This window comes from Brevibacillus sp. 7WMA2 (assembly GCF_010748895.1).
Taxonomy (GTDB): Bacteria; Bacillota; Bacilli; order Brevibacillales; family Brevibacillaceae; genus Brevibacillus_B; species Brevibacillus_B halotolerans.
Window position 1 is genome coordinate 4,484,543 of record NZ_CP048799.1, and the last position, 21,145, is coordinate 4,505,687.

At 39.1% G+C, this 21,145-nt stretch carries 21 protein-coding genes and 1 riboswitch; of the genes, 11 read left to right on the top strand and 10 right to left on the bottom strand.

All coding sequences use genetic code 11. The annotated features are described in order from the left end of the window. The first annotated feature begins 90 nt into the window (after positions 1-90). Positions 91-1,464: an MDR family MFS transporter gene (locus GOP56_RS19365; RefSeq protein WP_003344045.1), complete on the top strand. Its 1,374-nt coding sequence runs from the start codon at positions 91-93 to the stop codon at positions 1,462-1,464. A gap of 183 nt (positions 1,465-1,647) precedes the next feature. Continuing rightward, the gene (locus GOP56_RS19370) at positions 1,648-2,352 is read left to right on the top strand and encodes an aspartate/glutamate racemase family protein (RefSeq protein WP_163246330.1); all 705 of its coding nucleotides are present in this window, start codon (positions 1,648-1,650) and stop codon (positions 2,350-2,352) included. 128 nt (positions 2,353-2,480) lie between these two features. Here the strand turns inward: GOP56_RS19370 and GOP56_RS19375 are convergent, their stop codons facing one another. Beyond that, complete coding sequence (locus tag GOP56_RS19375) at positions 2,481-3,389, bottom strand: DMT family transporter (RefSeq protein WP_035318909.1); 909 nt, start codon at positions 3,387-3,389, stop codon at positions 2,481-2,483. A gap of 464 nt (positions 3,390-3,853) precedes the next feature. On the opposite strand from GOP56_RS19375, the gene GOP56_RS19380 reads away from it, so the two are divergent. Beyond that, positions 3,854-4,330 (top strand): NTTRR-F1 domain, encoded by a 477-nt coding sequence (locus GOP56_RS19380; RefSeq protein WP_163246331.1) that lies wholly within the window; start codon positions 3,854-3,856, stop codon positions 4,328-4,330. A 667-nt stretch (positions 4,331-4,997) separates the two neighbouring features. Continuing rightward, positions 4,998-5,615: a zinc ribbon domain-containing protein gene (locus tag GOP56_RS19385; RefSeq protein ID WP_254068466.1), complete on the top strand. Its 618-nt coding sequence runs from the start codon at positions 4,998-5,000 to the stop codon at positions 5,613-5,615. Between the two features lie 94 nt (positions 5,616-5,709). Here GOP56_RS19385 and GOP56_RS19390 read toward each other — a convergent pair whose 3' ends face one another. After that, the gene (locus GOP56_RS19390) at positions 5,710-7,341 is read right to left on the bottom strand and encodes a formate--tetrahydrofolate ligase (RefSeq protein WP_163246332.1); all 1,632 of its coding nucleotides are present in this window, start codon (positions 7,339-7,341) and stop codon (positions 5,710-5,712) included. A 324-nt stretch (positions 7,342-7,665) separates the two neighbouring features. On the opposite strand from GOP56_RS19390, the gene GOP56_RS19395 reads away from it, so the two are divergent. Beyond that, complete coding sequence (locus tag GOP56_RS19395) at positions 7,666-8,028, top strand: GIY-YIG nuclease family protein (protein WP_163246333.1); 363 nt, start codon at positions 7,666-7,668, stop codon at positions 8,026-8,028. Between the two features lie 200 nt (positions 8,029-8,228). Continuing rightward, positions 8,229-9,494 carry an MFS transporter gene (locus GOP56_RS19400; protein WP_174250691.1) on the top strand — a complete coding sequence of 422 codons (1,266 nt, stop codon included), beginning with the start codon at positions 8,229-8,231 and terminating at the stop codon, positions 9,492-9,494. 235 nt (positions 9,495-9,729) lie between these two features. Here GOP56_RS19400 and GOP56_RS19405 read toward each other — a convergent pair whose 3' ends face one another. Further along, complete coding sequence (locus GOP56_RS19405; protein ID WP_163246334.1) at positions 9,730-11,262, bottom strand: ABC-F family ATP-binding cassette domain-containing protein; 1,533 nt, start codon at positions 11,260-11,262, stop codon at positions 9,730-9,732. 351 nt (positions 11,263-11,613) lie between these two features. Further along, on the bottom strand, positions 11,614-12,564 hold the full coding sequence (locus tag GOP56_RS19410) for an RluA family pseudouridine synthase (RefSeq protein ID WP_163246335.1): 951 nt from the start codon (positions 12,562-12,564) through the stop codon (positions 11,614-11,616). 307 nt (positions 12,565-12,871) lie between these two features. Between GOP56_RS19410 and GOP56_RS19415 the strand changes: the two genes are divergently transcribed. Both GOP56_RS19415 and GOP56_RS19420 read left to right on the top strand, forming a co-directional pair. Further along, positions 12,872-13,213, top strand: coding sequence for a hypothetical protein (locus GOP56_RS19415; protein ID WP_003335453.1), 342 nt, complete (start codon positions 12,872-12,874; stop codon positions 13,211-13,213). 233 nt (positions 13,214-13,446) lie between these two features. Beyond that, positions 13,447-14,277, top strand: coding sequence for a transglycosylase domain-containing protein (locus tag GOP56_RS19420; protein ID WP_101667439.1), 831 nt, complete (start codon positions 13,447-13,449; stop codon positions 14,275-14,277). Positions 14,278-14,376: 99 nt separating this feature from the next. On the opposite strand, the gene GOP56_RS19425 is transcribed toward GOP56_RS19420, so the two are convergent. From GOP56_RS19425 to GOP56_RS19435, 3 genes are all read right to left on the bottom strand, one after another. Further along, the gene (locus GOP56_RS19425; RefSeq protein WP_003335451.1) at positions 14,377-14,691 is read right to left on the bottom strand and encodes a DMT family transporter; all 315 of its coding nucleotides are present in this window, start codon (positions 14,689-14,691) and stop codon (positions 14,377-14,379) included. Between the two features lie 2 nt (positions 14,692-14,693). Then, entirely contained in the window at positions 14,694-15,041 is a 348-nt protein-coding gene (locus tag GOP56_RS19430; protein ID WP_163246336.1) for a DMT family transporter, read from the bottom strand. Between the two features lie 242 nt (positions 15,042-15,283). After that, positions 15,284-15,871, bottom strand: a complete 588-nt coding sequence (locus tag GOP56_RS19435; RefSeq protein ID WP_035318911.1) for a TetR/AcrR family transcriptional regulator — start codon at positions 15,869-15,871, stop codon at positions 15,284-15,286. 442 nt (positions 15,872-16,313) lie between these two features. Here GOP56_RS19435 and yhfH point away from each other — a divergent pair, with 442 nt between their 5' ends. Continuing rightward, positions 16,314-16,457 (top strand): protein YhfH, encoded by a 144-nt coding sequence (gene yhfH, locus GOP56_RS19440; RefSeq protein ID WP_003344066.1) that lies wholly within the window; start codon positions 16,314-16,316, stop codon positions 16,455-16,457. 238 nt (positions 16,458-16,695) lie between these two features. Then, positions 16,696-17,253, top strand: a complete 558-nt coding sequence (locus GOP56_RS19445) for a hypothetical protein (protein ID WP_163246337.1) — start codon at positions 16,696-16,698, stop codon at positions 17,251-17,253. 143 nt (positions 17,254-17,396) lie between these two features. On the opposite strand, the gene GOP56_RS19450 is transcribed toward GOP56_RS19445, so the two are convergent. The 3 genes from GOP56_RS19450 to GOP56_RS19460 all read right to left on the bottom strand — a co-directional run bounded on the left by GOP56_RS19450 (position 17,397) and on the right by GOP56_RS19460 (position 20,160). Beyond that, positions 17,397-18,776 carry a sensor histidine kinase gene (locus GOP56_RS19450; protein ID WP_003335444.1) on the bottom strand — a complete coding sequence of 460 codons (1,380 nt, stop codon included), beginning with the start codon at positions 18,774-18,776 and terminating at the stop codon, positions 17,397-17,399. A gap of 3 nt (positions 18,777-18,779) precedes the next feature. Then, positions 18,780-19,505 (bottom strand): response regulator transcription factor, encoded by a 726-nt coding sequence (locus tag GOP56_RS19455; RefSeq protein ID WP_003335443.1) that lies wholly within the window; start codon positions 19,503-19,505, stop codon positions 18,780-18,782. 202 nt (positions 19,506-19,707) lie between these two features. Then, positions 19,708-20,160 carry a C40 family peptidase gene (locus GOP56_RS19460; protein ID WP_003335442.1) on the bottom strand — a complete coding sequence of 151 codons (453 nt, stop codon included), beginning with the start codon at positions 20,158-20,160 and terminating at the stop codon, positions 19,708-19,710. A 6-nt stretch (positions 20,161-20,166) separates the two neighbouring features. Then, positions 20,167-20,305, bottom strand: a riboswitch (cyclic di-AMP (ydaO/yuaA leader). A 373-nt stretch (positions 20,306-20,678) separates the two neighbouring features. Here GOP56_RS19460 and GOP56_RS19465 point away from each other — a divergent pair. Continuing rightward, positions 20,679-21,110 (top strand): LiaF transmembrane domain-containing protein, encoded by a 432-nt coding sequence (locus tag GOP56_RS19465; RefSeq protein WP_003344075.1) that lies wholly within the window; start codon positions 20,679-20,681, stop codon positions 21,108-21,110. Positions 21,111-21,145 lie beyond the last annotated feature (35 nt).

The following is a 21,145-nucleotide window of genomic DNA, read 5'->3' on the forward strand; positions in this document are numbered from 1 at the left end:
AACGATTGACAATTGTCTTTTTGTGAAACATAATCAACTATTATGTATAGAAAATAGCAATTACGTTTAGGAAGAAAAAGGAGTACGAATATGGTACGTTCTAAAAGAAGCATCCTGACCGCTTTGATGGTAACGACATTTTTAACAGCCATTGATACGACTGTAGTAACAACGGCAATGCCTGCCATCGCAAATGATTTGGGACAAACAACCCTCATTTCCTGGGTGTTTTCCATCTATTTACTAACAACGGCTGTTACGACACCTATTTATGGAAAGCTAGCTGATTTGTTTGGACGAAAAAAAATCTTCTTATTTGGTACGACTGTTTTTTTAACAGGTTCATTTTTATGCGGCTTGTCTGGCTCTATGACACAGCTCATGCTATACCGAGGTATTCAGGGCTTGGGAGCTGGAGCTGTTCAACCGATCACTATGACAATTATTGGCGATTTGTTCACACAGGAAGAACGTGCTAAATTGATGGGATTATTTAGTGCGGTATGGGGAGTAGCGGCAATCGTAGGGCCTGTAATTGGCGGTTTTTTCGTAGATTATGTGGCTTGGGAATGGATTTTTTATATTAATATTCCAATTGGACTTGTTAGCATCTTTATGATTTCAAAATATTTCAAGGAAGAGCTTACTCCTAAAACGGTTCATATCGATTATTGGGGAGCATTATTCTTCACTGGCAGTTTAGTTTCGTTCCTGTACACACTCTTAGCAGAGGGTGAGGGACAAGGGATTACTTTTAATGCTACAACCATATCCTTACTGATCGTCAGCCTTGTTCTATTTTGCATCTTTCTTGCTATTGAAAGACGCACACCAGAACCGATGCTTCCATTATCCTTATTTAAGCGTCGTTTAATTGCAACTTCGCAGGCTATTTCCGTGTTACATGGAGCTTTATTAATTGGTGTATCTGTTTATATGCCCAACTGGCTTATCAATATTGTCGGCTTATCTGCAACGCTTGCGGGGATTGTCGTTCTGCCATTATCGCTTGGCTGGCCGTTAGCAGCTTCTGTAGGTGGACGTTATTACAGTCGCTTGGGATATAAATGGCTGGTGGCAATTGGTGGAGTTTTCTTTTTGATTGGTCAACTTCTCCTATCATTCCTTACGCCAGCAACATCTGTGTTCTATATTGGCTTCTTAATGTTTATTCTGGGACTGGGCTTTGGGCTGACAATGACTGCTATCACAATTGCAGTACAAAGTAGCGTCGTCTGGCGCCAACGTGGTGTCGCGACTAGTTCCGTACAATTCATGAGAACGATGGGACAAACTGTAGGGATTACGATGTTTGGTGCTGTATTTAATATGTATCTATTACAAGGACATATGGAAACCGGTTTAATCAAAGTTTTCCATGCTCTATTTGTAACAGCGATTATTGGGATGTTTGTAACGATTCTACTGCCGAAAAAAGCAGAGCAAGTAGAAGAAGAGCGCTAATCAAAAAAAGCAAGATCAATAAAAGGGCGATTCCTGCCTTTCATGATCTTGCTTTTTTCTATGTAAACAGGCTTGTTTTGGTACAGTTCGTGCTTTGTGCTGTCTTCATTATCTTGTCAGTCTCAGGGCTTCATGATAAACTTGTCAAAATCTATCAAAAACGGGGAAGAAGGAGGATACAGCATGAAAACAATCGGTCTGTTAGGCGGTATGAGCTGGGAATCTACTACTGAATACTATAAGCACATCAATCAGATGGTGAATCAACGAGTCGGAGCTCTTGCGTCAGCCAAATGTGTTGTATACTCAGTTAATTTTGAAGAGATTGTTCAGTGTCAAAAAGAAGGACGTTGGGACGATGCTGCGGCTATATTAGGTCAAGCGGCACAGCATCTTGAGAAGGCTGGGGCAGAATGTTTGCTAGTTTGTACCAATACTATGCATAAAATTGCCAAACAAATTTCTGCTTCCGTTACCATTCCCTTTTTACATATCGCAGATGCCACAGCAGAAAAGATTCGGGAACAAAAGCTGCGGAAAATAGGATTGCTGGGTACGAAATTTACGATGGAACAGGACTTTTTTATTGAAAAGATGAAAGATCACGGCATCGAAATTATTGTACCAGAGGAGAAAGAGCGAGAGATTGTTCATCAGGTGATTTTTGACGAGCTTTGTAAAGGGATCATTACCAGCGCATCACGTCAAGCTTATCGGGAAATTATGGATTCCCTAGTGAAAGTGGGAGCAGAGGGGATTATCCTTGGGTGTACGGAAATTACCTTGTTAGTGAACGCAGAGGATGCGACTGTTCCATTATTTGATACTACGCGGATACACGCGGAAAAAGCAGTTGATTTTGCGTTGTCACAGGTGAATAATGAATAAATTCATCACCAGCGATAATGCTAATCCTGAGTGACAAGGTAAAAAAGACCTTCCTTTTGTTAAAAAAGGGGAGGTCTTTTTTTGCAGAAGTATGTGATTACTGACGGCGATCTATATAATCTTGTGAATTACCTTTCAGATTTGGTAAGCTTTTTTAAGGGTAAGGAAATATTTTGAAAGCGTGTGAAGGAAAAACACCCTAGAATGACAATTAAACTCCCATATACCTGAGTCCAGGTCATCTGCTCATCTAACAGCAATAAGGCTAATAACGCTGTAAAAATGGGATTAAAATTAAGAAACATCCCTGCTGTAGTCCCGCCAAGCTGCTTAACCCCCATGTTCCAAAGCACCATGCTAATAACAGTTGCAAATACACTGATATACAATGTGCCCCAAATAAACTCAGCGTTAAGATTAGTGATTGTAAAGCTACTGAAATTGAAGGGCAACAGCATCAAGACCCCGAAGAATCCAGAATACAAAGTGGACATTAGTGCAGAAACATCGCGCATAGCCCATCTCCCCGCTACAGAATAAAGCCCCCAGGTAGCTACAGCGGCTAACATCAAAAGGTCTCCAGAATTAAAGCGAAGTGACAACAGGGCATGCCAATCTCCCTTAGATAGTACCAGTAGGACCCCTGTAAAGCACAGAATCATTGAGCCTATCTGTAAAGCCTTCATTTTCTCACGCAATAAAAGAAAAGAAAAGATAGCAATTGAGATGGGATTAAGTGTAGAGAGTAAGCCGACATTTGTTGCAGCAGTACGCTCTAGGGCCCAGAACATAAATAAATTAAATAAGACCACGCCAGTAGCTCCCATCAGGATGAGCGGTAAGATCGCCCTGCGAGGTGGTAGGAGGCGTTTTTCCACTAGGTAGACTACAGGAATTAATACAATAACGGCAATCATATAGCGTAAATTGGTTAAGGTCATGGAGGATGCATGGTTTACCAAAAATTTACCCACTACAAAATTGCCACTCCAGAGAAAGCTTGTAAAAAGTAATAGAGCGACGTACATCGGTTTCATCTGCGTGATCTCCTACTCCTAACATTATCAGATTGTTACATTCTCTTTAAGAGATACATTTTGAGTGGATTCTTTACCTATCACCAAGGGTTTGCTGAAACGGTAGAACCAACTAATGGCGATACTTAGTGAGTGATGTTGATAGTAAAGAAAGATCACCTCATTCAGTTTCATTCCAAAAGATCCAAAAGTCCTCCTTTACTAATGTGGAATTCTGTAATTATTCACCCTTTTCCTTCTTGCTTTTAAATACGCAGGTAAGAATCAAGTTTGCGTTATTATTTTTACGACATAAATTTGATTCTTTATAATTATTACATAATTTTTGTGCGTCGTCAGACAATAATAATCTATTCCATTCAAAATATGTGTTTTTATCTGATGGTACATGCCCTTTCAAAAATAGAAAATCACCATATAATGCAATAGCACCAATAATACTTATTATGAAAGTGGTGATTTATATGTCCTTTATCAATAGAATTGTAAATGGAGATTTTGAAACGGGAACCCTTACCCCATGGGGTTCTTCAAATGTATCCATTACTAACCTGCACAGTCACACAGGTAATTTTTCTGCACAATTACTTGGAGGTACGACTAGTAGTCTTTTAACTCAATTAGTACCTGTAGTACCCGGAGAGAGTTTTGAATTTTTTCTATCAATCGCAAAAACAGGGGGGTTGCCAAGCCCTCAGGTAGATATTACAATCATTTATTTAAATATAGTTGCTCTCCCTGTTAGTATCGGTTTGAGTACGACAATTCCGTTTGATCATCTTCCTGATAACACGAATAATAAAAATTGGATTACCATTTACGAAACAACTTCAATTGTACCTCTAACGGCGATTGATGCAGTGGTTCTTATTAATAATGTTCCTTCTCCAGCAACTGAAGATATAGTAGTTGATAGCATCGCATTATTACAAACATTGTAACTGGACTACTATCTACGAAACAATTTCCGTTGTACCTGTAACGGCACTGAAGCATTGGTTCTTATTAATAAGATTCCTTCTGCATCAACTTTAGATATAGTTGTTGATGGCATCGTATTATTATTACAAACTGGTGCAGGAGCAAAAGGTGTTACTAGCAACACTGGAGCAACCTGAGCAAAAGGTGCTACTGGAAGCTTAATAAATTTCTGAGTTTTTTGAAAATAAAACCAACACTAGCGGTCACAATTGTAAGAGTGGCCGCTTCCATTGTATATAGTCCTTTTACAAACTATTGAGCCGAGAAAACCCTTGTTTTTAATCTATGAGATGGTATCGTCGCCGATTTCAAACTGATCTAGCTGTTTGCAGTATCCATAACATGGTGTAGTAGCTTATTAACTATAATTGGACCTATTACTGAAGTTCTCATGATGAATTACAACAAGCAATAGTGAAACTCCTAACCTGACATGATATAATTTTCTTGTTTATACATATTTTTGTGAAAATACAGAATAAATGTATGATCCATTTTAATAAACTTGGATTGTATTCCTATCTAGTAAAAAAGAAACGATATTTTTATCCCAAGACTAATAGCTTCAGCCAGCTAACAAGAGAGAAAAGTACTGTTTGCCAATCTTGACATCTTATTAGGAATGGAGTGCTATGCTTGTCTATTGCTGTAATTATGGGATTTATAACCGTTTTTATTGTACTAATTGGCTTACTTGTTTTTTTGATGTTTAGACAAAATCAATTACAGAAAGCGGAAGAGAAACAGCTACTTACTAGCTGTAAGGTTTGCCAAAAGCAGATTGCAGTAAAGGCTGAGATTTGCCCACATTGTGGAAAACGGCTTAAAATGTCGCCAGTGATGGGGTGTCTTATTGTCCTTCTCATTTTAGGAGTGATGGGAGTAGCTACAATTGCTGTAGTTAATTTTACGATACCCGCAAATGGCACAAGTAAGCCAGCTAGTGTAGATCGGTTATTTTGGGATGAATCCATAGCGATTTACAATATGTTAGATAAAAAGATCAGCTACAATACCGGCACAAACTCTGAAGAATCACAATTTATTCTTGATTATATAGGTAAATATGGGATTAATAATTTAACCCCTGATGAGCTTACCATATATTCTTATGTATTGGATATTATTATGACTCATCAAGATCAGCAGGAGGGGGACACCGATGTGGTCCATTCACCCAAATTTGTAGAGGCAAAATCGAAGCTAAAAGATATGTTTGGAAGTAATAGTATCAATATCAATTAGGGTGTTCTTGATTCTTTATAGGAAAATCCCCCTTTACGTAACTAGATAAGTTATTCTTATCGTCTACGTAAAGGGGCGAGTGCTTATCTACATACTACATTAGTCCTGTTACTTGTCCATTCTTATCTAAGCGAATATGCTGAGCAGCAGGTACTTTTGGCAATCCTGGCATGGTCAACACATTTCCCGTAAGAACCACGATAAATCCAGCGCCGGCCGAGAGACGAATTTCACTTACATTCACTACGAAATCCGCAGGAGCTCCTAATAAGCTGGCTTGATCTGAGAAGGAATAAGGTGTTTTAGCCATGCAAATAGGCAAGTCTGACAACCCTAACTCTTCAATTTTACCTAACGTTTTCATGGCTGCTGGTGAAAAGGAAACATCAGAGCCACGATAGATTTCGGTCACAATCGTTTTGATTTTATCTGTTATGGGGTTGTTTAAGTCGTACAGTGGCTTATAGTGAGAAGGAGCTTCCTCCAGCACCCTAACTAGCTTCTCAGCAAGTTCCACACCGCCAGCACCACCATCTGCCCACACATTTGAGACTGCCACTTCGATACCGAGAGTCTGACATTTTTCTTTGACAAAAGCGACCTCTTCAGGAAAATCTGTTGCAAAATGATTAATCGCTGCTACCACAGGCACACCAAATTTTTGTAAGTTCTCGATGTGACGCTGCACGTTAGCAAAACCGGCTTCCAAAGCAGGCAGGTTGACTTTTTGCAGCTCGTCTTTTGTTACACCTCCGTTATATTTAATTGCTTTTACAGTAATGACTAGTACAGCAGCCTGAGGTGTGAGGCCAGCTTTCCTGCATTTGATATCAAAGAATTTTTCAGCACCAAGATCAGCGCCAAATCCAGCTTCTGTTACTACATAATCGGCTAGCTTCAGAGCAAGTTTGGTACCAATTACACTGCTGCAGCCGTGAGCGATATTGGCAAAAGGCCCACCATGCACAATGACAGGAGTTCCTTCAGTGGTTTGTACGAAGTTAGGCTTGATTGCTTCTTTTAAAAGAACAGTCATAGCATCGATAGCTTCTAATTGCTTAGCTGTTACTGGGTTATCATCCAGGTCATAACCGATAATGATCTGACCCAGACGTTCTTTTAAATCTTCCAAACTTTCGCTTAAACAAAGGATGGCCATGATCTCTGATGCTGTAGTGATCATAAAGCCGTCTTCACGAACTACGCCATTCGTATCGCCTAATCCAACTACAATATGTCGGAGTGAACGATCGTTCATATCGAGTGCTCGTTTCCAGACGATTTTGCTTGGATTAAGTCGTAATGAATTATGTTGAAAAAGGTGATTATCAATAAGGGCGGATAATAAATTATGCGCTGCTGTAATGGCATGAATATCGCCTGTAAAATGTAGATTGATTTCTTCTGCGGGTAGTATTTGAGCATTGCCACTGCCTGTAGCTCCGCCTTTCATCCCCATGCATGGCCCTAGTGAAGGCTCGCGTAAGGCGGCTATTGTTTTTTTACCAATATGATTTAGTGCCTGAGAGAGTCCAATAGTTGTCAGTGTTTTACCTTCTCCAGCAGGTGTAGGGTTCATGGCAGTCACTAACACTAATTTTCCATCTGCTTGATCCTTTCGTTTTTCCCATGCATCTAATGATAGCTTAGCCTTGTATTTCCCATACAGCTCCAGATCATCCTCAGTAATACCTACGTGATTTGCAATTTCTACAATCGGCTTCATTTGCTACCTCCTGTTCCATTAGGTGATATTCTGTCCATCCCCACCATTATAGCTCCTCTGTAGGTAAGGAGAAAACGAAATTTACCAATAAAGGGAGAAGCAAAGTGTTTTTCCCCGCTAGTAGACGATTAACTTGCTATGACAACAGTAAGCTAATGAAAAAGGAGATGAATGAAAAGAAAGAATGGGGAACATAAATCAATAATCACATTTAGTTATAGACAAAAACATCTAATGTCTATTATTATATAAACAAATAAAAAACATGTTTGATTTTAGGTGAAGACATTTCTGACAGCCATATCTTACACAGAAAGGAAAATTATGATGTCTACAAGCAGAAAAGCGGAATTAAAACGCCAATACAAAGAAACCAAGCCAGTGGGAGGAGTATATCAAATTAAAAACATCCGCAATCAAAAAATATTTGTAGGAAGTACGCCTAATTTAAAGATGATGAACGGTCGGTACTTTCAATTAAAAACAGGTACTCATCCAAATAAACAGCTACAGCAGGAATGGAATGAATATGGAGAGGAAGCTTTTATTTTTGAGGTTTTGGAGGAGCTAAAGGAAAAGACAGAGGGATATTTTGACCCTGCTGATGAATTAAACAAGATGTACGAAAAGTGGTTAGTCAAGCTACAACCTTATGGAGAAGCGGGTTATCATAGCGCAGCACAATAGGAGCTGAAGTGTGATTTTTCGCTAATTGGAGTCCCCCTTGAGGTAGTAATAGGGGTACATTTTCGCTTAAAGTTTTTTCAGAGAAGAAGGTGTTCTGTAGTTATACCAGTAGCTTTTTACGAATAAAAATTTTCAACAGGGGATGAATGGAGATAGCAAACTGTGACTATCTCTTTTTTCTTTCAAAAATAGGGGGAAATATGGTGGAAACAATAAAACAACCGCATATTTTTTCACATACGTTTATACGCGTTATTCTTTTATCAGGAATTTTTCTACAGATTGGTACGTGGGTTCGTAATTTTGCTGTCCTTCTCTACGTCATGGAGATTACAAATAATGACCCGTATATCGTCTCTTTGATATCAGTGGCAGAGTTTGCCCCCATCTTTATTTTTTCATTTATTGGCGGGACATTTGCTGATCGCTGGAGACCAAAGCGGACAATGGTATGGTGCGACATATTAAGTGCCATTTCTGTATTTTGTGTATTGGGAACGCTGATGTTTGGATCGTGGAAGGCTATTTTTTTTGTTACATTGTTTTCTGCGATTTTATCGCAATTCTCACAGCCGTCTGCCATGAAGCTGTTTAAACAGCATGTACCGGCTGAACAAATGCAGGCCGGAATGGCTATGTTTCAAACCCTGGTAGCAATTTTTATGATTCTTGGTCCAGCGATTGGAACAATGATATATCAAAGCTTCGGCATTACAATTTCTATTGGAGTAACAGGGATTGCCTTTTTATTATCGGCAGCCGTCCTGTATCAATTGCCAAAAGATCAGCGTCCAGAACAGAACCATGGTCAAACAAGCCTGCTCCAAGAAATGGGGGATGGTTTACGGTATGTATGGTCTAAATTTGTCTTACGCCGGTTAAGCATGTGTTTCATAGGAGTGGGTCTGGCTGTAGGTCTTATCCAGCCATTAGGTATTTTTGTAGTTGTAGAACAATTAGGATTACCGAAAGAGAACTTGCAATGGTTGTTCACAACGACGGGGGCAGCTATGCTCCTTGGAGGGGCGGTGGTAATGACTCTTTCAAAAAAAATTGCACCACAAAAACTACTTGCATTGGGGCTTTTGAGCAGTGCATTTTCCGTATGTGGTATTAGCCTTACGCAAAGCTTTTGGATTGTGTTGATCTTTCAATTTGTAAACGGGTTATTTTTCCCCTGTATTCAAATTGGGATTAATACCATGATTTTGTTTTCCTCTGAGCAAAAATTTGTTGGAAGGGTAAATGGAGTTCTGAGCCCCTTATTTTCAGGAATGATGGTCGTAACAATGAGCTTAGCAGGGGTGGTTAAAGAGGCCGTTTCTTTACAAGCAAGCTATCAAATTTCCGGACTATTATTCATAATAGCCGTCAGTGTAGTGATTCCTTTATTTAAAATGCAGTTGCAACAACAAGCAGATACCAGTGAGATAGTAGTAAAGCAAGAAGGGGGAGTAGAGAGTTAAGTCCTAACGGGAAGCTTCAAACGAGCGTACAAATTTTGCCACTTGAAGATGTACATAGTAGCTAATCTCAGTGCTGTATCTTCTTCAGCAATTAACGTAGTGTGAACGTTTACTTTATGGAGCGAAGCAAACGTCTCGTGTAATGATCTAAGTCAAATAATTGGCAATGTTCAGCTTAATGATAAGAAAGGTTTCAACGGAGGGTATACTCCCGTTGAAACCTTTTCTTTTACGCTTAGGACCAATTCTGTACTCGCCAGATTTGCGTAACCCAGTCTTCATAAAACGCAGGCTCATGAGAAACAAGCAGTATTGTACCCTCATATTGTTTGAGTGCCTCTTTAAAAGCCTCTTTTGCCCCAGTATCCAAATGATTCGTCGGTTCATCTAACACGAGTATGTTGCTGTTTGTTAGCATAAGCTCGCATAGTCTGACCTTTGCTTGTTCTCCACCGCTCAATAAGCAGACCTTTTGCCGAATATGCTGTTCACTAAGACCGGATCTTGCTAGCGCCTGTCTTATTTCCTTTTGTGTTAAATCAGGCCGTAATGACCACACTTGCTCAAGTGGTGTTTGATTCGAAGCCGATCCTTCTTGTGAAAAATATGCTGGTTTTACTCGTTCTCCAATTCGTACACTACCACGTAACGGTTGCAGATACCCTAGCAATGTGCGAAGCATGGTAGATTTACCTATACCGTTATAGCCTACAATTGCGATTTTTTCACCGCGGGTTACTCGTAAATCAATTGGCCCCAATAAAGGCTCTGTATAGCCGATTTGTAAATTGCGCGCTTCTAAAATCCGGCTAACTGGCTCCGAATGAATATAAAACATAAAGCGTGGCTGCATGGAGGAGGTGGGTTTCTCCATTCGAGCTATTTTTTCTAATGCCTTTTCACGACTCTTTGCTTGTTTAGCCTTGCGAACACGATTTTTTTCAATAAAATTCTCTAGTCTGGATATTTCTTTTTGTTGCCGTTCATATGCATTGTGTAGTTGCTGTTTATTTTGGGCATAGCTTGTTAGGAAAAAATCATAGTTACCTGTATATTGTTTGATCGTCTGATGCTCTAAATGATAGATGGCAGTTGTGATTTCGTTGAGGAACCGCTGATCATGTGAGACCACAAGAAAGGCATGCTTATAGCTTTTTACATAATTGATAAGCCATGCAATATGTGCGTCATCAAGATAGTTTGTTGGCTCATCCAGTAACAAAACATGGGGTTCTTCTAATAAAAGCTTTCCTAGCAAAAGCTTTGTTCGTTGGCCACCGCTGAGCGTTTCCACATCGCGATCCATACCAAGCTCATAAATGCCTAGTCCAGAAGCAATTTCTTCTATTTTGGTTTCTATCTGATAAAAGTCAGAGTGATCCAAAATACTTTGCAACTCACCATAGCGAGCTAACAATCGTTCAAGATTATCTTTAGGGGTAGCCATTTCCTCTGTTACTTGAAGTAGCTTTTTTTCTATCTCATACAGATGGGCAAAAGCTCCTTGTAAATACTGCAAAATGGTTGTGCCAGCCTGTAAATGAATATGCTGCTGTAGGTAACCGATTTTGAGATGAGAGAGCCACTTCACTGTCCCTGAATCAGGGAGGAGTTCCCCTGCTAAAATGCGAAGGAGAGTTGATTTTCCCGCTCCGTTGCTGCCAACTAGACCGGCATGCTCTCCTTGAAGTAGTCGAAAGCTTATATTTTGAAAGATAATGTTATCCCCATACATCTGTGTAACATTTTCAACCGCTAATATGCTCATTACGTATTCTCTCCTTATTCTTTCACATGGAAAGCCAACGAGAGAACAGCATGATAAAAACAATATTCAATTAGCTGAACATAAAAATGGGTAAGGCGAATATACCTTACCCACTACCCAATAATGTTAGTAAGAAAGGAATAAGATTTTTTATCTACTGTCCTCAGATTGGCTTATGAAAAATGGGCAGACTTCTCCCGTAGTAAGCCTAATCTCTTAGAAGAACAGTCGATAAAATCATCATATCCTTTTCTACACCTCATTATCATGTTAGATTTTTATACACTTACAGTATATGTAAATGCTTATTGGAATGTCAAGCAACTAGACCGGTTTTGCTTACTTTTCGTGTTAGACTTCCTTCTTAAATGGATGAAAAAAAGTCTTAGGAATATCTGTTTCAAAACGCAGCAGTTCACCCGTACTAGGATGCACAAAGGCTAAGACTCGTGCGTGTAGCCCTAATCGACCGATTGGCTTAGATTTAGCGCCGTATTTCTTGTCACCTACTATAGGGTGTCCGATATCTTCCATGTGGACGCGGATTTGATTTTTCCGGCCTGTTTCTAGTTGGACTTCCAGCAAGGAGAAATTCCGATCAGACTGGAGCACTTTATAGTGAGTAATAGCATGCTGTCCATCATTTGGACGGTGACTGGAATACATTTTTAATGTACTACTTTCTTTTAGCCAGGATGAAATCGTTCCCTCTTGCTTTTTCACGTTACCTTCCACAAGGGCAACATACAAGCGTTCCTTGACACTGTCTTTCCAGGAATTTTGGAGTGCCTGTTGAACCCGTTCACTTTTAGCGAACATCATAACGCCAGATGTGTCTCGATCTAGGCGGTGCACAACGAAAATCCTATTTTGGGGATTCTCAAGACGAATATAGGCCATTAATTGACGATAGACAGTTAATTCCTTCTCTTGCGGTGAAGCAATTGATAGCAAGCCAGCTTCTTTTTGGACAACAATAACATCAGCATCTTCATATAAAATTTTGATGCCAATCATCGGAGGCGTTTCCGAAACCTTCTTATTCTGTAAACAGACCGTTTGCCCAGGGTGCAATACATGGTTATGGGTTGTCACAACTTTATCGTTAACTAATACCTGACCACGTGTTAACAGGGACTTAATGGAATTACGGCTGAGATTTGTAATATGCTGTAATAAAAACGGTAGTAATTCAGACGGTTCTTTTACCGTATATTGTTTGGCTGGAGCCTGATTTTTACTGGTAAATTTCCTGTTGTTTTTCGTAAAGTGCTGTTTGGGGTGGTTCCTTCTATTATTCATGAGACAAACCTCTTTCTTAGAAACTACGATACACGCTACACGAAATTGTAACCGATAGCTTCTATACTAACAAATAAAAAACAATCCACCAAGCATAACCGAGCAGAGCAGGTATTCCAGGTGAGGAATGAGAGATACTGAGAAGAGAAAGTTAGCGAGTATCAGGGTATATTTGGAAAGGGATTCTTGCGAAAACGTCTGTTTAGAAATAATTACTACTTGATAACATTCGTGCTTTTTTCTTTCCCTGTCTTCTTCATTTTTGTTATAATGGTGCTTAAGCCAATTAAGGGAGTGTTACAAAAAGATGGATGCATTGTTTGACCAATTGAAAGAATATCTAAACATGGATACAGAAATCTCTTTCCTTGAATTTGATAAGTATTATAAAGACGTATTGGTATTTTTAGATAGTGAATGGAAAAACTTGAGCGAAGAAGATACCATGCGTATGATCTTCATTCTTGATAACTTAAAGGCAAACAGCGAAGAGCGCTCTAAGCGTAAAGGGAAAGAAGCAAAGAAATTCGCTAAAATTGCTGAACGCACAAACATTTGGGCTCAAGTAATGATTAAACGTATGAAAGAATTCGGTTTAAACGACGAAGAAATCGGTAAGCGTTACGAGGAAATTTACGAAGCTGTGTAGGTATGCGCTTTACCCGAGTAGTTTATTAAGGCCTGATTCCTTATGGGAGTCAGGCTTTTTTCTGTTATAGTACCCATCAATAAACCAAGAAACCTTACAAAAATTTAAGGTTTCTGTAAGACTTATCAATAGGTAATGGGAAGATTGTTGGACTACAATTAGGTTACAACGAGGCAAAAGTCGAAACATGTCAAAGAAAACAACGTCCTATAAATAGAAAGGAGGCAGCAATCATGAATCATGTCTTACAAGGAACTGCACAACCGTTAAAAAAGAGCAAGCCTAAAGCCCGACGTACACGTGTACCAAAGTGGTTAGTAATATTGTTGATTGCTGCGCTTTTTTTCCAGATTATTGCATACTCTATTGTAACTATAGCCGGTTCTTATTTAATAGACCAACAGATCTTAAGTAAGACGGTAGGGAGTAGTTTAGGAGGCAAAGGGACGTATGTTGCTACAGACGAGATGCCTGCTTATCTGAAGGACTCTTTTATTGCGATTGAAGACCATCGCTACTATTACCATAAAGGAATTGATTACATTGCATTTGGAAGAGCTTTATGGATTAATACGATGTCAGAAAGCAAGCGACAAGGCGGAAGCACGATTAGCATGCAACTAGCTAGAAATTTATTTTTAACAAATGAGAAAACCTATACACGCAAGCTAAAAGAAGCCTTCATTGCGATGAATTTAGAACGCCAATATTCTAAGGATGAAATCCTAGAGATGTATTTAAACAATATCTACTTTGGTCATGGAAAATATGGCATAGAAGCGGCAGCACAATATTATTTTGGCAAAACGGTACGATTACATGATCCAAAGCTAAAAACAATTAATGAAAGTGAAGCAGCAATGCTTGCAGCCTTACCAAAAGCACCAGAAAATTATTCACCAATCAAATATCCTGATAAGGCAATGACCCGGCAACATGTGGTATTAAGCCGAATGAAAAAGCTAGGTTATATCACAGAAGAGCAGGAACAGAATTTTTTGAAGCAAAAAATAAATGTACCAGCAACAGGAAATGAACTTTCCAGAGCCGCCTCGCAGTCTTAAGCTGTCAGGTCCCCACTGGTAATAAATCTGATTTTAAATAAAACAATAGCCTTCCATGATGGGAAGGCTATTGTTGCTTTTACTCGATAGGACTGTAGGTTAAGACACTGCTTTGAGTCCAGTTACACCGATGACAATGATGATGAGGCTTATAATACGTCCTATGCTCTTTGACTCATTGAAAAAAATCATATTCACTAGTACTGCACCGGCTGTTCCCACACCAATCCAAACGGCATAGGCTACACTTAACTGAAGATATTGAAGAGCTGTGTAAAGGAAGGCAAAAGATGCACCGAACCCTCCAAAGAAAAGAGCCGTATTTATCAAAGTTTTATTTGTACTAAATCTCTTTAAGCCTATTACTCCCATTAATTCAAATATTGCCGCTAGAAAAACAAATAACCAACCCATAATTAAGCAGCTCCTTTCCCTTGTGTGTTTCCGCCATTATTGTCTGCAAGCTTTAATGAGATCACGCCAATGACTAGAAGCCCCATAAATAGACCTTTTGCCAAGCTGAATACCCCTTCAAAGATAAAAATATCCATAAGGGCAGTGCCTACTGTACCTGCTGCTGCGAAAATAGCATAAACTGTACCCGTTGGTAATGTTTCGCATGCTTTAGAGAGCAGATAAAAATCTGCAATAATAATGACAACCACAATAGCCCAATGCCACCATGCTGCTGCCACGTTAAAAGCATAAACCCAAAGCAATTCGAATAAACAAGTTAACATGACATAAATCCAAGCTCTATTCATAAACAATCATTCCTTTTTTTAAAATGGTAAATCACTCATTTCAAAATGCTCGGTAAAAGCACAAAGAATTAGTTACGTAATCGGCCTCTTCTTCATGTATTTCTTTGCTTTTATTGTCTGTAGGTTCTAATGAAATTACACTTAGAATGAAGAGTCGCGTAACGGTTATGCCTTATCACTAAGAAATGAATGAATGTCAGTCATTTTAGTCTTAAAAAAAATATGGCACATACCTGATAGCTTTATTTACTTTGTAACAGTGATCTCTTGATGAAGTTATAGGTCTCAGCCTTAACTATATCCACAGTATCTTCCTGATCACGCCCTATATAAAATCGTTCAGCCGCATTCTCAACAAGGTTAATAATCATTTTTGCCATTCGCTCGATATTAATATCACTGATAATCTCGTTATCGTTTATGGCTTTGTTTAAGATAACTTCAAACAAATGATAATAGGGACGGTATATCGCTTCCCATTTCTCCATTGAATGGTCGATGGCAAGACCGGAATAGCAAAGGACAATAATGTCTTTGTAAGAATCGGTTATGTGAAAGGTTTCGTCAATCACAACCTCTAAGACGTCCCAAAAGTTTTCTTTCCCTTGAATCTTTTCTTTAATTCTTTCTAAAGTGATGGTGAGAAGATTATCTGCAATGGCTGGAATTAAGGCTTTCTTAGACGAAAAATATAAATAGAAGGTTCCTTGTGCAACTCCTGCTTTTTGTACGATATTTGAAATGGAAGTCTTATCGAGTCCTTTTTCTGAAATGACGTCAATGGCAGCTTTTAAAATTTTATTGTATTTATCATCAGAAGTGTTAGCTATGTTGATTACCTCCCTTTCAAAAATGAATGACTATCATTCATTATATAGAAACCTTACTATAATGTCAAAAAATCAAAGGCATCCATGTTAATCTATTACGTCATGACGGGAGAAGAGGGCAGGTTCAAGCATGTTTTCATTTAGACGCTACACAAAAAATTAGTAAGCACGAATTCATTTTTCCTTTCCTTCTAGGTGTAGTAACCTGTTGTTTACCCAGTCCTTTTCAGCGCTGGATATTATTTCTTGTATTATAACAGTGTTATTTAGTAAAAATAGTATTAATACAGAGAAATAAAGAGTATTCGAGAGATAGGGTAACCAAATACCGGATAATCGCTGTAAAATGTGATATAACAAGATTTTTTATTTAGAGACTGTTGTAGTACAATAAAATCAACAAATGACAATTGAAGCACGAAAACATACGGAGGCGATTAACATGGAGAAATTGACTCATTTCTTTGCTACATTGGGACCAAAACAATGTGAATGCTGTGGTCAACCGATTGCAGAACAAGCCGAATCCTATATGTCCGAATGCTTGGAGTGCTCCGAGAAGAAGTACATCATCGTAGAAGCTTAATCAATTTGCAATAAAATACTCTTTTATGGAACCCTTTCTTTTCTCCCTATACACACCCTTTCTTAAGCCATTCTGCCAGTCAAGCAGAGTGGCTTTTTTTTATCGGTATACATTTTTGTGTATGCATGTAGCTATTAATGAGAAAAGGATTGAAGTCATTCATTTTTCTTTTCGTTTTACTTGCACCAGCCAAAAAAACAGGGCATTCTAAGAACAGAATATGGAGAGGAGCTATTTGATGTTTCATCCAATTATTTATGACAATATAAAGGTTGTATTAGAAGGCGCTGTTTATGATCATGATTTGGATGGCGATATTTTGGTAATAAATCGAGTAGATGCTGTTGATTTGGCTAAATTTGGACGCTATTTTCATATTCAATTTCATTTATTGTCTTCCAAGGAAGACGATAGCAGGCATAAGGTTACTGCCGAAATTCAGCTCTCAACAGAACTAGCGGATATCGCAAGTGAGCAGTTAGAGCAAACGCTTGCTGTACCGATGGGCTGTCGGATATGCATTCATTTCGATGTATCCATGAGGGATGTACGCTACGAATCTGTTCAAGTAATTGATTTGTTAAATGAAATTTGGGGACATCGACCGCATATCACACAACAGGTCATGTTTGCAGTAGATGAGCATCAGGAATTTAGATGGCCGCCTGAACAATTTCAGGTACGAATTAAACTGGATTTTCATCGGAAAATCGATGAAGGAAATATCCCTGATATAAATGAAATTGTGGAGTATTGTATTGAATCCTTGCGATTACTTGAGGAACGAGAGGCATAATCCGGGGATACCGTCTGTATGGCAGCAAGGAACCGATAACACAGCCATAAAAAAATACCGTATCCAAGTTAGTAGCTCGGATGCGGTATTTTTTATAGTGACCTTCTTAGTCGATTATCCTGTAGGAAAAACGATTGGTTCTCCTAATCCTGTGGTACAGGTATATCAGGAGCTGTTTTTTTCTGTTTAAGCGGAATGGTTACGGTAAAGGCGCTTCCTATACCTACCTGACTGCTTACCGTGATTTTTCCAGAATGCCGTTCAACAAGTCGCTGGCAAATTGTTAAGCCTAATCCTGTACCACCACTATTGCGATTACGTGATTTTTCCGCACGGTAGAATTTGGTGAAGATTTTCGATAAATCTTCTTCTGCGATACCGTCCCCTTTATCAATGACAGAGAAGCTCACCTCATTGTTTCCCATATCACAGGTAAACAGGATACTTCCATCAGGCTTATTATAATGTATCGCGTTATTTAGTAGGTTTTCTAAAACACGTCGTAGCTTTTGCTCATCCGCCTCCATATGTAAGGAATCAGAAACGCGGAATTTACTGGAAAAGCTGATGGGGCTTTGCTCCAGACGGGTGGCGTATTCCTCAGCGATGTTGCTAGCGAATGTTCGGATATGAATACGAGTTAGGTTGAGTGGAAAACGACCCATCAATTGATTATGATCCTGTAGCTCATCCAATAGGTTTTCCAAATCAAGAGCCTTGTCTTCTATTTTTGCCATTTGCTTCTGTATTCGCTCAAGATCGGTAACCCGACCTGAAGCAATATAAGAGGCATACCCCTTGATTGTAGTTAAAGGCGTGCGAAAATCATGCGCAATCGCAGCCATCAATTCTTGTTGTCGTTCCTCGACAAAATTGAGCTCTTCCACCATGTCATCGAAATAGCGGAATAGTTGCCCAAATTCATCGGTAGATTGATAAGAAAAGGCAACATCTCGTTTGCCTAGCTTAATTTCCTGAGTAACACGAGAAAGCTCATTAACAGGGCGGAGTATCCAACGAATGACCACAATAAATAGAATAATACCTATGAAAATTAAGCTGACATAAATATACACAATGATCATGGTAACTCCTTTAGAAGAGAGAATATCATAATCATCTGTATAAAATCGAACAACAGTCCTACCTTGTACAGGAGCACTACGATCAATGGAATACTCTGCTATTACCTTTTTTAATCCTTTGCCTTTTGCATTATAGGCTTCGGAGGTTTTCGTGGTAATGGCATGTCCATTCTCATCCTCTACCACAATCGTATACATCAGGTCTTCTGGTAACTGTTTCGTTAATTCTTTTAATTCATTGGGATCTTTAAACAAGGAACGACGAATCACTTCATTAAAGCTGACTCTCTCAGCCACTTCTTTTCCCAGCAAAAACTGCTCGTGGCGATCTGTTTTAAGCTGATCCACAATAATGTTTTGAAAAACAAAGCGATAGGCCAAAATATGAATCACGATGACAGCTAAAAAGGCGAGCAGTATTTTATTGCTGATTTTCACGAATTAGATACGCTCCCCAATAAAGACGTAACCAGTTCCCCATTGTGTTTTAATAAATGTGCGTTCAGTTTCTAGCTTTTCGCGCAGGTTCTTAATATGTACCGTAACAGTATTAAGTGAGCCATAACCATAGCCCCATACGCGATCATAGATTTGCTCTCGGGTAAAAACAATACCTGGATTCTCTGCTAGAAAGGTTAATAATTGAAATTCTTTTGTAGATAAATCAATTTTATTTTCCCCTACATAGACAGAGTAAGTTTCCTTATGAATTTCCAACCCTTTGAATTTTAAGATGGTGAGAGCTGAATTTCCAGCTTCCTTGTCTAGTTGTTCATTCTGGGCAGTTAATTTTCTCAAACGGTCATAGCGGCGAAGATGAGCACGGATGCGAGCTAACAATTCTTCCGTATCAAAAGGCTTGGTGATATAGTCATCAGCACCGATTTCTAGTCCTACAACTTTATCTACTGGTTTACCTTTTGCACTTAAGAAAATGATAGGCATTTCCCGTTCACGGCGAATTTGCGCGCATAGTTCATATCCGCTCATATGTGGCATCATGATATCAAGTAAAATGAGGTTGGGGGTTAGCCCGCTATCTAGCTTTGCAAGTGCTTCTTCTCCACTATTAGCATGAGAAACGTCAAAACCTTCATTCTCAAGAATATCTTGGAGCAGATCGACAATCTCTTGGTTATCGTCCACGACAAAAATATGATCTTTCAAGGGAGACCCTCCTAGTTTCTACGAAATGCAGTTAATTTCATCATATCATGGATAAGGGTGTATGGCACAATTAAATATAAGGAAAGATATAGTCTTATCATGTGAGCTGGTACTAATTATAGTCAGAAAAAGCCAGAGACTCATGTCCCTGGCTTTTGTATAAAAAGGTTGTGCTTCTTTTTCAGCTTCAGTGAAAAAGATTTTAGTCTTCCATTTCTGGAATTGCTACACGTTTAGCGCCTACGTATTTTTTGCTCCAATAGTAGGGATCATCAAGGCTTGTCTTCGTTACTCCAATTCCTGTTTCCGAGTGAGCAAACATATTGTTTCCAATATAGATGCCTACGTGTGAGATGCTTCTTCCATTCGTGTTAAAAAACACTAAATCTCCTGGTTTCAGGTCTTCTCGATCTACTGATTCCCCGATTTCAAATTGGGCAGAAGAAGAAGCTGGAAGTTTTGCACCTAAAGCCCCAAACACGTATCCAGTAAATCCGGAGCAATCAAAACCGTAAGTAGATTTACCGGCTGCTTTGTAAGGTACGCCATACAAAGGATTGATGGTCTTGTCTAATGAGTCGGAGGATGCGAATACAGAACCTCCACCCACGGCTAGTAATGCAGTCGTTAGTATGGAACACACAAACTTACGCAACGAAAGAGCCCCTTCCTTTTAAGCCTCCGAGGTTAGCTGATGGGTTCGGTCGAAAGGTTTCCCTAAGCTGTTTTGAAAGAACAGCTATTCACCCCAAAGTTTGGTTCCCCCGTTTCCATTGTCTGGAATTCGGCTAATTTTCGATTTTTTTTTACACAGAGAGATTAAATTCTACTTTCGTCGCGATTTCCCTTTTTTTTATATTAAAGTTCACCATTTCGACATATTTTTGAGTAATCTTTTTGGAGAATACCCGTCTTATCTATTTTTGATAAGAGTGACATTTCTCTTCTATTTTCTATTAGTAGAAACAAGGTGAAAATTTCTGTCGTTTCCTGTTGCTTTATCTAATTTTCCTATCCATGTAATAGGGTAATCTATCTTTCCTTTCAAGGATGGACATTCTCTCCGACTCAGGGCTGAGTCGAAAACCATCCGCTCGCCCGTTATAGATTATTTCAGGGTCGACTACAATAAGGTCATGAACAACAAGCGAATGAAAAAAGGAGGGAAAACACTTGCAAGGGCAATCCGGAAAATTATTTCTGGGGCTTACGCTGATTGTCGTAGGGGTACTGGTATTGCTTGACAAACTAGGGCTAGGAATCGACAGGTTAATCCCCATGTTTATCGCAGGACTGTTAATGGTCTATGGTTGCAAAAAGGTGTTAAGCGCTGGCTCAACAGGAAATAAAGGATGGGGAATATTTGTTTTCCTCTTCGGGCTATTAATGCTCTTAAATAAATTGAGCTTGCTATTTGGTTGCTTGCTAGCAATTGCGATCATCTACTTTGGATGTAAGCTTATGAAAGGCCAACGACATACGGCTCCGTATGAATCAACTCCATCGATGTGGGAGAGAGAATGGGCCCAAAGTGTATTGCGTGAAGATAAGCTAGATCGTTGGGAAAACGAGTTAAAGAAACGTCAACATAAGGATTTGTTTTGATTACAAAAACCAAAAAATGATAAACTCTAAGGAGG

Coding starts and splice junctions, on each gene's coding strand:
- GOP56_RS19445 (WP_163246337.1), top strand. CDS start 16,696: ATGTTTCATCCAATTATTTATGACAATATAAAGGTTGTATTAGAAGGC.
- GOP56_RS19410 (WP_163246335.1), bottom strand. CDS start 12,564: ATGAATAATAGAAGGAACCACCCCAAACAGCACTTTACGAAAAACAAC.
- GOP56_RS19395 (WP_163246333.1), top strand. CDS start 7,666: ATGATGTCTACAAGCAGAAAAGCGGAATTAAAACGCCAATACAAAGAA.
- GOP56_RS19380 (WP_163246331.1), top strand. CDS start 3,854: ATGTCCTTTATCAATAGAATTGTAAATGGAGATTTTGAAACGGGAACC.
- GOP56_RS19405 (WP_163246334.1), bottom strand. CDS start 11,262: ATGAGCATATTAGCGGTTGAAAATGTTACACAGATGTATGGGGATAAC.
- GOP56_RS19400 (WP_174250691.1), top strand. CDS start 8,229: ATGGTGGAAACAATAAAACAACCGCATATTTTTTCACATACGTTTATA.
- GOP56_RS19370 (WP_163246330.1), top strand. CDS start 1,648: ATGAAAACAATCGGTCTGTTAGGCGGTATGAGCTGGGAATCTACTACT.
- GOP56_RS19415 (WP_003335453.1), top strand. CDS start 12,872: ATGGATGCATTGTTTGACCAATTGAAAGAATATCTAAACATGGATACA.
- GOP56_RS19430 (WP_163246336.1), bottom strand. CDS start 15,041: ATGAATAGAGCTTGGATTTATGTCATGTTAACTTGTTTATTCGAATTG.
- GOP56_RS19420 (WP_101667439.1), top strand. CDS start 13,447: ATGAATCATGTCTTACAAGGAACTGCACAACCGTTAAAAAAGAGCAAG.
- GOP56_RS19425 (WP_003335451.1), bottom strand. CDS start 14,691: ATGGGTTGGTTATTTGTTTTTCTAGCGGCAATATTTGAATTAATGGGA.
- GOP56_RS19390 (WP_163246332.1), bottom strand. CDS start 7,341: ATGAAGCCGATTGTAGAAATTGCAAATCACGTAGGTATTACTGAGGAT.
- GOP56_RS19375 (WP_035318909.1), bottom strand. CDS start 3,389: ATGAAACCGATGTACGTCGCTCTATTACTTTTTACAAGCTTTCTCTGG.
- yhfH (WP_003344066.1), top strand. CDS start 16,314: ATGGAGAAATTGACTCATTTCTTTGCTACATTGGGACCAAAACAATGT.
- GOP56_RS19365 (WP_003344045.1), top strand. CDS start 91: ATGGTACGTTCTAAAAGAAGCATCCTGACCGCTTTGATGGTAACGACA.